A 12,229-nucleotide genomic window follows, 5' to 3' on the forward strand; every position below is an offset into this window, starting at 1 on the left:
TCGACGTCCGCCGTGCGCTTCACCGAGGGCGGTAACCCCCGTCAAAGCCCGCGGCTTCTGGCGCTTACAGGTCTTCCGACCCCAGCAGCATTTCCGAAATGCCCTTGCCCGCCTTGACCATGGGCCAGACGTTTTCGGTCGGATCGGTGCGGATGTCGAGGAAGACCGTGCGGTCCGTGAGGCGCATCGCTTCCTTCAGCGCCGGCTCCACGTCGCAGGGCTTCTCAACCAGGATGCCGACGTGACCGTAGGCCTCGGCCAGCTTCACAAAGTCGGGCAGCGCATCCATGTAGCTGTGCGAGTAGCGGCTGCCGTAATCGATCTGCTGCCACTGGCGCACCATGCCCAAGTAGCGGTTGTTCAGCGAGACGATCTTGACCGGCGTCTTGTACTGGAAGCAGGTCGACAACTCCTGGATGCACATCTGGATGCTGCCTTCGCCGGTGATGCAGAACACGTCCGCCTCCGGCTTGGCAAGCTTGATGCCCATCGCGTAGGGCAAGCCCACGCCCATCGTGCCCAGGCCGCCGGAGTTGATCCAGCGGCGCGGCTGGTCGAACTTGTAGTACTGCGCGGCCCACATCTGATGCTGGCCGACGTCGCTGGTGATGTAGGTGTCACGGTCGCGGGTCAGCTTCCACAACGTGTCGACCACCATCTGCGGCTTGATGACTTCGTCCGAGTCCTTGAAAACCAGGCAGTCCTTGCGGCGCCACTCGTTGATCTGGTTCCACCAGGCGCTGAGGGCGTTGGCATCGGGCTTGGCCTGCAACTCCTTGATCTGGGCGATCAGCTCCTGCAGCACGTCCTTCACGTCGCCGACGATGGGGATGTCGACACGCACGCGCTTGGAGATCGACGAGGGATCGATGTCGACGTGGATGATCTTGCGTTCGACCGAAGCGAAGTGCTTGGGGTTGCCGATGACGCGGTCGTCGAAGCGCGCGCCCACGGCCAGCAGCACGTCACAGTGCTGCATGGTCATGTTGGCCTCATACGTGCCGTGCATGCCCAGCATGCCCAGGAAGCGCGGATCGGTGCCGGGCATGGCGCCCAGGCCCATCAGCGTGTTCGTGCACGGGAATCCGAGCATGTCGACCAACTGGCGCAACTCGGCAGAAGCCTCGCCGAGGATGACGCCGCCACCCGTGTAGATATAGGGCCGCTTGGCCTGCAGCAGCAGCTGCACGGCCTTGCGGATCTGGCCGCTGTGCCCTTTCTTCGCCGGGTTGTAGGAGCGCATCTCGACGCGGTCCGGGTAGCTGAACGTCGTGCGGGCCAGCGAGATGTCCTTGGGGATGTCCACCACGACCGGGCCGGGACGGCCAGTGCGGGCGATGTGGAAGGCCTTCTTCAGCGTGACAGCCAGGTCGCGCACGTCCTTCACCAGGAAGTTGTGCTTGACGATGGGGCGCGTAATGCCGACCGTGTCGCACTCCTGGAAGGCGTCCAGGCCGATGGCCGCGCTCGGCACCTGACCCGTGATGATGACCATCGGGATCGAGTCCATGTAGGCCGTCGCGATGCCGGTCACGGCATTCGTCACGCCCGGGCCCGACGTCACCAACGCCACGCCGACTTCACCGCTCGCGCGGGCAAAGCCATCAGCGGCATGGACGGCGGCCTGCTCGTGGCGCACCAGCACGTGCTGGATGCTGTCCTGCTTGTAGAGCGCGTCGTAGATATAGAGCACCGCGCCGCCCGGGTAACCCCAGAGATGGCGCACCCCTTCGGCCTGCAGGCAGCGAACGAGGATTTCGGAGCCATTGAGCTCCGTCGGTGTTTGGGAGGGGGTATGCGGCTGCGCCTGGGAGGCGCGCTTGATTTCCGCGGCAGACATGTCCATTTTTAGAACCTTTGTGAATTTCTCTAACGAAAAACCATTGGTGCTCCTCTTCTCACCCTCATGAGGTGGATTCGGAACCTGCGCGATCAACAGATGGGACCCGAGTCGGGCAGCCACCAAGAGACCAGTGACGCTATTGCGAAACCGTATTATGCCGGTCGAAAACGCCCGAGCCTTCGTATCCGGCGAATGACATAATCCGCGCTGCTGCCTGGACCTCCACGCCCCAAGCCTTGGCCACCGACAAAGAACTCAACGACTTCCTGCGTACCGTGGACCGCCGCGCCTTCAAGCGCACGGCCTACCTCGTTCGCGACGACGATGCCGCCCTCGACATCGTGCAGGAAGCCATGATCAAGCTGGCGGAGAAGTATTTCGACCGCCCTGCGGCCGAACTGCCACCGCTATTCCAGCGCATCCTGTCGAACGCGACGATGGACCACTTCCGGCGCAAGAAGGTGCGCCAGTCGGTCATGACGAACATGTCCGACTTCGAAGGCGGCTCGTCCGACGAAGACTTTGACATCCTGGAAGTCCTCGAATCCCAGGAAGGTGCACTGGGCGCCTTGAGCGCCGCCGACGAGGTCAGCCGGGCGCAGATCTTGCAGCGCATCGAGGCCGAGGTCGAACAGTTGCCGACTCGTCAACGAGAAGCCTTCCTGCTGCGTTACTGGGAGGAACTGGATGTAGCCGAGACGGCTGCCGTGATGGGATGCTCGCAAGGCAGTGTCAAAACGCACTGCTCCCGAGCGGTTCACTCACTGGCCAAGGCGCTCAAGGCCAAGGGGATCACGCTATGAATTCGCCAAATTTTTCCGCACCGCCCGCTGAACTTGATGCCCGCATCACGCGCTTCGGCCTGCGTGTCGCCGCCAGCCTGACCGAACGTAACAACGCCCTGCCGCATGACGTGTCGGAGCGCCTGCGATTTGCACGCGAACAGGCCCTCGCGCGCGCTGTCCAGGCCCGCGCGGCCAGCGCCGTTGTCGTCAGCAACGCTGCCCCCGCAGCCGTGCAGATGGGTTCGACGCTGGCGCTGAACGGCGGCCCGCGCGGCGGCGATGGCGGCAACGGCCTGTGGGCCAAGCTCGGTTCCGCGCTGCCGCTGATCCTGCTGCTGGCGGGCCTGCTGCTGATGCAGCAGGGCCAGGTCAACGAGCAGATTGCGGCGGCCGCAGAGGTCGACACCGCCCTGCTCAGCGACAACCTGCCGCCCGCCGCCTTCAGCGACCCGGGTTTCGCAGAGTTCCTCAGAGACGGGGAAGAATGACCGGATGCGCAAGACCCGAGCCGCGTCGACGCTGCCCGCCACCCTCCCCCGCCTGCTGTTGGCCCTGCTGCTCAGCGCAGCGGGGCTTTCTGCTTTTGCGCAAGCGCCGGACGCCACTGCGGCGCCCGAAACCGGTGCAAGCGCGGCCGCTGCACCTGTAGCCCCGGGCAACAAGAGGCCGCCGCTGGCCAAGCCGGTGGCACCGGCCGCCCTCAGCGTGCCGCCCGCCACATGGAGCGGCCTGACTCCGAAGCAGCAGGCGTTGCTCGCACCGCTGGAGCGGGACTGGGCCGACATTTCCGATTCGCAACGCAGCAAATGGCTCAGCGCCACGCCCACGCTGGCGACGATGTCGGGCGACGAAATCAAGCGTGTGCACGACCGCATTCGTGACTGGACGCGCCTGAGCGGCTCCGAACGCGTGAATGCGCGCATCGGCTTTCAGGTCGCCAGACAGGTGACCGCCGAGCAACGGCAGGCCCGCTGGGAGGCCTATCAAGCCTTGCCGCTCGCGGAGCGCCAGGCATTGGCGGACAGGGGCATCGCCCGACGCCAGGCGCAGGCCGCCGTGCCGGCGCGTGCGCCCAAGTCGCTCGCGGCCCAGGCGAAATCCAACATCGTCCCCGCCGCGCCCAAACTGGTGGCGCCGACCCCGGTGGCCGGCAGTCTCGTCCAGGCCAAACCCGGCGCGACGACGGTACTGATGACGCGTGGCACGGCCCTGCCCGACCATCAGTCGGCGGGACAGACCAAGGTCATCGCCGACCCCGCCCTTGTCGACCCGAAGACGCTGCTGCCCCGGTCACTGAAGGCGCAGCGACCCGCGTCAGCCCCTCGGCAATGACGGCGCCGGCCGACCTGCACGCCACGCCTCCTGGCCTGGCGAGACGCTTCGCGGCCTTCGTCTACGAAGCTGTGTTGCTGTTCGGCGTGCTGTTCTTCGCCTGCTTCGTCTACGTGGTGTTGACCCGGCAAGAGGACGCCCTCTTCGGACTGCCAGGCTATGTGTTCGCCTTCGTTGTACCGGGCGTGTACTTCGTGACGTTCTGGACGCGCAGCGGCCAGACCCTCGCGCTGAAGACCTGGCACCTGCGCGTGGTGGATCTGCACGGTCAGCCGCTGCGCGTGGGCAGGGCCTTCGCCCGCTACGTGCTCAGCTGGCTCTGGATACTGCCTGGGCTGAGCCTGTGGCTGCTCGGCGCGCGAGGGGGTGCGTTGGCTGCGGGCATCGGGGCGTGGATCGTGGGCTACGCGCTCCTCGCCCGCCTGCACCCGCAGCGACAATTCCTGCACGATGCGATCTGCGGGTCGCGCGTCATCACCCAACTACCGGTGCGTTCATGAGCGCCGCGCCGGGCCGCCCCAAGCAAGCTCGCTCCCGCCTGGCGGGACAAGGCCGCAGGCCGAAGGGTGCACCATGACCAACCCGCACAAGGGCCGAACCGGCCTGGACCGCATCATTCACGCGGCCGGCTATTCCTGGGCCGGGCTCAAGGCCGCCTACACGGGCGAAAGCGCCTTCCGCCAGGAGACCTGGCTTTGCGTCATTGCCGCGCCGCTAGCGTTCTGGCTGGGCCAGGGCTGGGTGCAGATCGCGCTGCTGCTCGGTTCGCTGGCGATGCTGCTCATCGTCGAGCTGCTGAACTCCGCCATCGAGGCGGTCGTCGACCGCGTGTCCTTCGAGCGGCATGAGCTGTCCAAGCGCGCCAAGGACATCGCCAGCGCCGCCGTGCTGATGGCCTTGCTCCTGGCAGCCGGCATCTGGGCCGCGGCCGCCTGGCAGCACCTGCGCTGACGTGCCAAAGTCGGGCCCGTGAAGGCTCGCGGTTTCAACCTCCTCCCCAGCCGCGTCGACGGCGTCGAGGTGGTGCTGGCCGACTCCGCCCAAGCCTTCGGCCGCCACACGCATGATGAGTTCGGCATCGGCCTCATCGAGCGCGGCGCGCAAAAATCGGCCAGCGGGTGCGGCGTCGTCGAGGCCGGTGCGGGCGACCTGATCACCGTCAACCCTGGCGAGGTGCATGACGGCCGACCTAACGACGCGAGCGGGCGGCGCTGGCGCATGCTCTACGTCGACCCGGCGCGGTTGCTGGACGCAGCGGCAGACATCACGCCCGCCTCGACCTTCGAGTTCAAGGCCCCAGTCATTCGCGATGCGGTGCTGTCGGCCCGCTTTCGCGCGCTGTTCGACGCGGCGACGACCGACGACGCGCTGCAGTCGGAGGCCGCGCTGCTGGCGCTGACCGCCCAACTGCTGCTGCCTTCGCCTGCCGAACGCCCGGCCGTGAGCGCCGGCGTCACCGCCGCGCGCGAGCGCATCGACGACGACCCCGCCGCCACACTGACGCTGGCAGCGCTGGCCACCGGCGCCGGCCTGAGCCGCTACCAGTTCCTGCGCGCCTTCACGCGCCTGACCGGCCTGCCGCCCCACGCCTACCTGCTGCAGCGCCGTGTGCAGCGCGCCCGCCAGCTCGTGCGCGGCGGCCTGCCGCTGGCCGAGGCCGCAGCAGCCAGCGGCTTTGCGGACCAGAGCCACATGACGCGCTGCTTTGCGCGCAACTTGGGGCTGACACCCGGCGCCTTCACACCGTTCAACCGCCGCTGAAATTTCGTTCAAGACGGCACCTGGGTGGCGGCCGCAGCATTGGCCCTCTCGTCAAGGAGCGCCCATATGAACCTCGAATTCCTGACCGTCTCGCTGCTCGTCGTCGCCTCGCCAGGCACGGGCGCGGCGGTGACCATCGCCACTGGCCTGTCGCGCGGCACGCGCACGGCGGCCGTCGCGGCCCTGGGCTGCACGCTGGGCATCGTGCCGCACATGCTGGCGGCGGTAACCGGCCTGGCGGCGCTGCTGCACGCCAGCGCCCTCGCCTTCGAGGCGGTGAAGTTCGCCGGGGTCGCCTACCTGCTCTACCTCGCCTGGATGACGTGGCGCGAACAAGGCGTGCTGCGCATCGAGCCGGACAGCGCCCGGCGCACAGATTGGCAAGTGATCCGGCACGCCGTGCTCGTGAACCTGCTCAACCCCAAGCTGTCGATGTTCTTCCTGGCCTTCCTGCCGCAGTTCATCGCGAAGGATGAAGCGGCGCCGACCGTCGCGATGCTGCGGTTGTCGGCCATCTTCATGGCCATGACCTTCGCGGTCTTCGCGCTCTACGGCGCCTTCGCGGCCCGTATGCGCGACCGAGTGCTGGGCAGCGCAACGGCGATGGCGTGGTTGCGTCGCAGCTTTGCGGCCACATTCGTGGCCCTGGGCTTGAAGCTGGCTCTGACGGAGCGCTGATTCACTTCTGGGCCGAGCGCCGGGCCGCTCCCAAGCCGGCCCGTCTGGCGATGTGCTCGCGGCCTAATGCCGCGAGCATCGCCGTCCCCTCGGGGCTGAGGCCGGACACATGGCGCCCAGTGGGCGGCATGTGCCTGCCGAAGGGCTGCGGCACTGCCGCAGCGCGGTCTGCAAGACCGACCAACTGCGCGGCGTTCAGCTCGCGCGGCTGGGCGAGGGGCACCTCACACTGCAGCTTCGTCCGTCTCGCCGGTGCGGATGCGAACGACCTGTTCGACCGGCAGCACGAAAATCTTGCCGTCGCCGATCTTGCCGGTCTTGGCGGCCTTCAGGATGGCGTCGATGCAGCGATCGACCTCGTCGTCCTTCACGACGACCTCGACCTTGACCTTGGGCAGGAAGTCGACCACGTACTCGGCGCCGCGGTACAACTCGGTGTGGCCCTTCTGGCGACCGAAACCCTTGACTTCGGTGACCGTCAGACCCGAGGCGCCCACCTCGGCCAGCGCCTCGCGCACCTCGTCGAGCTTGAAGGGTTTGATGATGGCGGTGATCTGCTTCATGACGGGCTCCGGTTGTCTGTGCCGAGTTTACGCACGGAACTTGGATGTGATGGGGTAGCGCCAATCGCGGCCGAAGCCTCGGTGGGTGATGCGGATGCCCACCGGCGCCTGGCGGCGCTTGTATTCATTGATCTTGATCAGCCGTGTGACGCGCTCGACGTCTTCGGGCTTGAAGCCGGCCGAGACGATCTCGGCGATGGACTGGTCCTGCTCCATGTAGAGGGCGAGGATGGCGTCCAGCACCGGGTAAGGCGGCAGGCTGTCCTCGTCCTTCTGGTCGGGGCGCAGCTCGGCCGAGGGCGGGCGCGTGATGATGCGGTCCGGGATGATCTCGGCGCCTTGCGCGTTGCGCCAGCGGGCGAGGCGGAAGACCAGCGTCTTGGCCACGTCCTTGATGACGGCGAAGCCGCCGGCCATGTCGCCGTAGAGCGTGCAGTAGCCGGTGGCCATCTCGCTCTTGTTGCCGGTCGTCAGCACGATGCTGCCAAACTTGTTGGACAGCGCCATCAACAGCGTGCCGCGGATGCGCGCCTGGATGTTCTCTTCGGTCGCGTCCAGCGGCAGGCCCTTGAATTCGTCGGCGAGCGTGCCGAGGAAGGCATCGAACTCCGGCACGATGGATTTCTCGTCGTAGCGAACGCCCAGGCGTTCGGCCATGTCACGCGCATCGATCCATGAGATGTCGGCCGTGTAGGGCGACGGCATCATGACCGTGCGCACCTTGTCGGCGCCCAGCGCATCGACCGCGATGGCTAGCACCAACGCCGAGTCGATGCCACCGGACAGGCCGATCAGCGCGCCGGGGAAGCCGTTCTTGCCAAGGTAGTCGCGCACGCCGGTGACGAGGGCCTGCCAGACTTGCGCCTCGAACTCGGGCTCCGGGGCGATGGCGCCGCTGAGGTGCTTGGTGGCCACGTCCACCTCGACGACGGCCAACGCCTCCTCGAACAGCGGCGCGCGCGCGGCCAGCGTGCCGTCGGCCTGCATGGCAAACGACGCGCCGTCGAAGACGACCTCGTCCTGCCCGCCAACAAGGTGGGCGTAGAACAGCGGCAGGCCCGAGGCGCGTGCGCGTTCGGCCATGCGCTCCTCGCGCTCCGCGACCTTGCCGATGTGGAAGGGCGAGGCGTTGATGACGCACAGTGCTTCGGCGCCTGCGGCTTGCGCGGCGGCGGCCGGCTCGTCGAACCAGGCGTCCTCGCAGATCAGCAAGCCGACCTTGAGGCCGCGCACGTCGAAGACGACGGGGCCGAGGCCCGCATCCCGGCCCGAATAGAAGTAGCGGCGTTCGTCGAAGACCTGGTAGTTGGGCAGCTCGCGCTTGGCGTAGGTCTGCGTGACGTGGCCGCCCGTCAGCACCGACGCCGCGTTCAGGCACGGCGGCAGCGACCAGCTTCGCTCACGGGCCACGCCGTCCTCGCGCGCCATCGGGTGGCCCACCACCACATGCAAGCCCGCCAGGTCGGCCAGCTCGGTGGCAATGCGCTGCAGCTGCACGCCACAGGCGGCCAGGAAGGCCGGGCGCAGCAGCAGGTCCTCGGGCGGGTAACCGCACAGCGCCAGCTCCGGCGTGACGACCAGATCAACCCCGGCCGCGTGCGCCTGGCGCGCTTGCGCAATGATGCGGTCCGCGTTGCCCGCAAGGTCGCCCACGGTGACATTGATCTGGGCGAGGGCGACTTTGACGGACGGCGAGGGCATGGGACTCATTTCAAACGGTGCGACGGCAGCAAAAAATTATGTCATCCGGGTCGATGCCGACCCGGCGGCACTGCCTCTGGACGCGTGGGACGCGCTGCTCGCCCGGCAAGCACGGCCGACGCCCTTCATGCGCATGGCTTATCTGCGCGCCATGCACGCCTCGGGCAGCGCGACGGCCCAAACCGGCTGGCAGCCGCAGTTCGTGTCGATCTGGCTGGATGACGAATTGGTGGCGGCCTGCCCGGCCTGGCTCAAGACGCACAGCTACGGCGAATACGTTTTCGACTGGACCTGGGCCGACGCCTACCGCCGTCACGGCCTCGCCTACTACCCCAAGCTGCTGGTCGCCGTGCCGTTCACGCCTGTGCCGGGCAGCCGGCTGCTGGCGGTGGACGACGAGGCGCGGGCCTTGCTGGCCCAGGCGCTGCGGGCGCTGGCGAAGGAGACCGACGCGTCGTCGCTGCATGTGCTGTTCGGCGACGAGGCTGACCAGGCGGCGCTCCTTGAGGCCGGCTGCACGGCGCGCGCGGGCGTGCAGTTCCACTGGACGAGCGAGGGCGATGCCGACTTCGCCACCTTCCTCGCCCGGCTGCAACGCGACAAGCGCAAAAAGATCCAGCAGGAGCAGCGCCGCGTGCGCGAGGCGGGTGTCGTGTTCGAAGCTCGCCAAGGCCGCGACATCACGGCGGAAGACTGGGCCTACTTCTACCGCTGCTACCAGCAGACCTATCGCGAACACCACAGCACGCCCTACCTCAGCCGCGACTTCTTTGCCCGCATGGCGAGCGACATGCCCGAGCACTGGCTGATGTTCACGGCCAAACGAGGTGATGGCGGCGAGGAGCGCGTCGCCACGTCGCTGATCGCGCTGGACCCCGACCGCCGCGCCGCCTTCGGCCGCTATTGGGGCGCGACCGAGCACATCCCCAACCTGCACTTCGACGCCTGCTACTACCAGCCGCTGGCCTGGTGCATCGCCAGCGGCTACACGCGCTTTGAAGGCGGCGCCCAGGGTGAGCACAAGATGGCACGCGGGCTGATGCCGACGCCGACTGCATCGAGCCACTGGCTGGAGCACCCGGACTTCCGCAATGCGGTCGACGACTTCCTGGCGCGCGAGGGCGAGGCGATGGCCGGCTATATCAACGAACTGGGCGAACACGCACCCTTCAAAGCGAAAGACGCCGCTGATGCGGCGTCTTCGTGAGTCAAGGCAGCGCGAGGCTTACTTGGCCAGCGCCTTGGCGTAGTTTTCCATGCCTTCGGTGATCTCGGACTTGGCCTTCTCCGGGCCTTCCCAGCCCTTGACCTTGACCCATTTGTTCGGCTCCAGGTCCTTGTAATGCTCGAAGAAATGCTGGATGGCCTTCAGGCGCATCTGGTTCACGTCGTCGACCGTTTCCCAGTGGCTGTACATGGGCAGGATCTTGTTGGTCGGCACGGCCAGCAGCTTGGCGTCGCCACCCGCTTCGTCGTCCATCATCAACACGCCCAGCGGGCGGCAGGTCACGACAACGCCGGGCGTCAGCGCGAACGGGGTGATGACCAGCACATCGACCGGGTCGCCATCGTCCGCCAGCGTCCTGGGGATGTACCCGTAGTTGCAGGGGTAGTACATCGGCGTGGTCAGGAAGCGATCGACGAACAACGCGCCACTCTCCTTGTCCACCTCGTACTTGATCGGGTCGGCATTCATCGGGATCTCGATGATCACGTTGAACTCGTCGGGCACCTTGGCGCCGGGGGTCACGTTGTGCAGGCTCATGGTCTCGTTCTTGGGGGCTGGAAAACCCGCATTCTAGATTTCCCGTACTGCACTGGTAAACGCGCAACTGCGGTGTCAAGCCCGGCCCGTAAGCTCAAACCGCCGAGTCCGCGCCTACCCTGCTGCGGGCCATGGATCACACGCTGAACAGGAGACTCATACATGTCGACGGAAATGGCGCTGTACTTTGCGCTGGCCTGTGGCCTCGCGGCCGTTCTTTATGGCTTCATACAACGAAGCTGGATCCTGAGCCAAGACCCGGGCAATGCCCGCATGCAGGAGATCGCTGCGGCGATCCAGCAAGGTGCCGCCGCCTACCTCGGCCGGCAGTACCGCACCATCGCCATCGTCGGCGTCGTGCTGACCATTGCCATCGCGGTGTCGGGCCTGGGCCTGACGACGGCCGTCGGCTTCGTCATCGGCGCGGTGCTGTCGGGCATCTGCGGCTTCATCGGCATGAACATCTCGGTGCGCGCCAACGTGCGCACCGCGCAGGCCGCCTCCAAGGGCATCGGCCCGGCGCTGGACGTCGCCTTCAAGGGCGGCGCCATCACCGGCATGCTGGTGGTGGGCCTGGGCCTGCTGGGCGTGGGCGGCTTTTATCTTGCCATCGGCGGCGGGCATGACAGCACGGCGCTCAAGCCCATGCTGGGCCTGGCCTTCGGCTCGTCGCTGATCTCGATCTTTGCGCGCCTGGGCGGCGGCATCTTCACCAAGGGCGCCGACGTGGGCGCCGACCTGGTGGGCAAGGTGGAAGCCGGCATCCCGGAGGACGACCCGCGCAACCCGGCCGTCATCGCGGACAACGTGGGCGACAACGTCGGCGACTGCGCCGGCATGGCGGCCGACCTGTTCGAGACCTACGCCGTCACGCTGATCGCCGCGATGGCGCTGGCCTCGCTGATGATCACCGGAACAAGCGCCTTGGCCGGCGTCGTCTACCCGTTGGCGCTGGGCGGCGTGTCCATCATCGCGTCCATCATCGGCTGCTACTTCGTCAAGGCCAGCCCGGGCATGAAGAACGTGATGCCGGCGCTGTACAAGGGCCTGATCGTGGCCGGCGTGCTGAGCCTGATCGCCTTCTTCTTCGTCACCAGGGCGATGTTTCCCGGCCCCATCGAGCTGACCGCTGGCGGCACGACGAGCGCGATGGCACTGTTCGGCGCCTGCACGGTCGGCCTGCTGCTGACGGCGGCCATGGTCTGGATCACCGAGTACTACACCGGCACGCAGTACCACCCGGTGCAGCACGTCGCGCAGGCCTCTACCACCGGCCACGGCACCAACGTCATCGCCGGCCTGGGCGTGTCGATGAAGTCCACCGCCTGGCCGGTGCTCTTCGTCTGCGCGGCCATCTACTCGGCCTTTGCGCTGGCGGGCCTCTACGGCATCGCAGTGGCGGCAACGAGCATGCTCAGCATGGCCGGCATCGTCGTTGCGCTCGACGCCTATGGCCCCATCACCGACAACGCCGGCGGCATTGCCGAGATGGCCGAGCTGCCGGCCAGCGTGCGTGACGTCACCGACCCGCTGGACGCCGTGGGCAACACCACCAAGGCCGTCACCAAGGGCTATGCCATCGGCTCCGCCGGCCTGGCCGCGCTGGTGCTGTTTGCCGACTACACGCACGCGCTGGAAGCACGCGGGCTGCACGAGGTGTTCTCGCTGTCCGACCACAAGGTCATCCTCGGCCTCTTCCTCGGTGGCCTGATCCCCTTCCTGTTCGCCGCCATGGCGATGGAAGCGGTGGGCCGCGCGGCCGGGGCGGTCGTCGTCGAGGTGCGCAAGCAGTTCGCCGATG

Annotated in this window: 13 protein-coding genes; 9 read left to right on the forward strand and 4 right to left on the reverse strand. The window is 67.2% G+C overall.

The annotated features are described in order from the left end of the window. Positions 1-64 precede the first annotated feature (64 nt). A complete protein-coding gene (locus ABIS05_RS18300; RefSeq protein ID WP_348012044.1) occupies positions 65-1,846 on the reverse strand; it encodes an acetolactate synthase 3 catalytic subunit in 1,782 nt (593 codons plus the stop codon). 233 nt (positions 1,847-2,079) lie between these two features. Here ABIS05_RS18300 and ABIS05_RS18305 point away from each other — a divergent pair, with 233 nt between their 5' ends. From ABIS05_RS18305 to ABIS05_RS18335, 7 genes are all read left to right on the forward strand, one after another. Next, positions 2,080-2,646, forward strand: coding sequence for an RNA polymerase sigma factor (locus ABIS05_RS18305; RefSeq protein ID WP_348012045.1), 567 nt, complete (start codon positions 2,080-2,082; stop codon positions 2,644-2,646). Beyond that, entirely contained in the window at positions 2,643-3,116 is a 474-nt protein-coding gene (locus ABIS05_RS18310; protein ID WP_348012046.1) for a DUF3619 family protein, read from the forward strand. The genes ABIS05_RS18305 and ABIS05_RS18310 overlap by 4 nt, the downstream gene beginning before the upstream one ends. Positions 3,117-3,120: 4 nt before the next feature. Continuing rightward, positions 3,121-3,960, forward strand: a complete 840-nt coding sequence (locus ABIS05_RS18315; protein ID WP_348012047.1) for a DUF3106 domain-containing protein — start codon at positions 3,121-3,123, stop codon at positions 3,958-3,960. Continuing rightward, positions 3,957-4,460, forward strand: coding sequence for an RDD family protein (locus tag ABIS05_RS18320; RefSeq protein WP_348012048.1), 504 nt, complete (start codon positions 3,957-3,959; stop codon positions 4,458-4,460). Before ABIS05_RS18315 ends, ABIS05_RS18320 begins: the two co-directional genes overlap by 4 nt. A gap of 73 nt (positions 4,461-4,533) precedes the next feature. Further along, positions 4,534-4,911, forward strand: coding sequence for a diacylglycerol kinase (locus ABIS05_RS18325; RefSeq protein WP_348012049.1), 378 nt, complete (start codon positions 4,534-4,536; stop codon positions 4,909-4,911). An 18-nt stretch (positions 4,912-4,929) separates the two neighbouring features. Then, positions 4,930-5,721: an AraC family transcriptional regulator gene (locus ABIS05_RS18330; RefSeq protein ID WP_348012050.1), complete on the forward strand. Its 792-nt coding sequence runs from the start codon at positions 4,930-4,932 to the stop codon at positions 5,719-5,721. A 66-nt stretch (positions 5,722-5,787) separates the two neighbouring features. Beyond that, positions 5,788-6,399 (forward strand): LysE family translocator, encoded by a 612-nt coding sequence (locus tag ABIS05_RS18335; protein WP_348012051.1) that lies wholly within the window; start codon positions 5,788-5,790, stop codon positions 6,397-6,399. Between the two features lie 224 nt (positions 6,400-6,623). Here ABIS05_RS18335 and ABIS05_RS18340 read toward each other — a convergent pair whose 3' ends face one another. Then, positions 6,624-6,962, reverse strand: coding sequence for a P-II family nitrogen regulator (locus ABIS05_RS18340; protein ID WP_056198291.1), 339 nt, complete (start codon positions 6,960-6,962; stop codon positions 6,624-6,626). A 27-nt stretch (positions 6,963-6,989) separates the two neighbouring features. Beyond that, positions 6,990-8,663 (reverse strand): NAD+ synthase, encoded by a 1,674-nt coding sequence (locus ABIS05_RS18345; RefSeq protein ID WP_348012052.1) that lies wholly within the window; start codon positions 8,661-8,663, stop codon positions 6,990-6,992. Between ABIS05_RS18345 and ABIS05_RS18350 the strand changes: the two genes are divergently transcribed. Next, on the forward strand, positions 8,662-9,870 hold the full coding sequence (locus ABIS05_RS18350; protein ID WP_348012053.1) for a GNAT family N-acetyltransferase: 1,209 nt from the start codon (positions 8,662-8,664) through the stop codon (positions 9,868-9,870). The two genes, ABIS05_RS18345 and ABIS05_RS18350, sit on opposite strands and share 2 nt — an antisense overlap. A gap of 18 nt (positions 9,871-9,888) precedes the next feature. Here the strand turns inward: ABIS05_RS18350 and ppa are convergent, their stop codons facing one another. Beyond that, positions 9,889-10,428 carry an inorganic diphosphatase gene (gene ppa / locus ABIS05_RS18355; protein ID WP_348012054.1) on the reverse strand — a complete coding sequence of 180 codons (540 nt, stop codon included), beginning with the start codon at positions 10,426-10,428 and terminating at the stop codon, positions 9,889-9,891. A gap of 162 nt (positions 10,429-10,590) precedes the next feature. Here ppa and ABIS05_RS18360 point away from each other — a divergent pair. Next, a partial coding sequence (locus tag ABIS05_RS18360; RefSeq protein ID WP_348012055.1) for a sodium-translocating pyrophosphatase occupies positions 10,591-12,229 on the forward strand: 1,639 nt, incomplete at its 3' end.

It is taken from the genome of Roseateles sp. (assembly GCF_039929605.1).
Taxonomy (GTDB): Bacteria; Pseudomonadota; Gammaproteobacteria; order Burkholderiales; family Burkholderiaceae_C; genus Pelomonas.

Excerpts from the sequence above, each read along its gene's own strand:
- ABIS05_RS18345 (WP_348012052.1), bottom strand. The coding sequence starts at position 8,663 with ATGCCCTCGCCGTCCGTCAAAGTCGCCCTCGCCCAGATCAATGTCACC.
- ABIS05_RS18315 (WP_348012047.1), top strand. The coding sequence starts at position 3,121 with ATGCGCAAGACCCGAGCCGCGTCGACGCTGCCCGCCACCCTCCCCCGC.
- ABIS05_RS18300 (WP_348012044.1), bottom strand. The coding sequence starts at position 1,846 with ATGGACATGTCTGCCGCGGAAATCAAGCGCGCCTCCCAGGCGCAGCCG.
- ABIS05_RS18310 (WP_348012046.1), top strand. The coding sequence starts at position 2,643 with ATGAATTCGCCAAATTTTTCCGCACCGCCCGCTGAACTTGATGCCCGC.
- ABIS05_RS18350 (WP_348012053.1), top strand. The coding sequence starts at position 8,662 with ATGGGACTCATTTCAAACGGTGCGACGGCAGCAAAAAATTATGTCATC.
- ABIS05_RS18340 (WP_056198291.1), bottom strand. The coding sequence starts at position 6,962 with ATGAAGCAGATCACCGCCATCATCAAACCCTTCAAGCTCGACGAGGTG.
- ABIS05_RS18320 (WP_348012048.1), top strand. The coding sequence starts at position 3,957 with ATGACGGCGCCGGCCGACCTGCACGCCACGCCTCCTGGCCTGGCGAGA.
- ppa (WP_348012054.1), bottom strand. The coding sequence starts at position 10,428 with ATGAGCCTGCACAACGTGACCCCCGGCGCCAAGGTGCCCGACGAGTTC.
- ABIS05_RS18325 (WP_348012049.1), top strand. The coding sequence starts at position 4,534 with ATGACCAACCCGCACAAGGGCCGAACCGGCCTGGACCGCATCATTCAC.
- ABIS05_RS18335 (WP_348012051.1), top strand. The coding sequence starts at position 5,788 with ATGAACCTCGAATTCCTGACCGTCTCGCTGCTCGTCGTCGCCTCGCCA.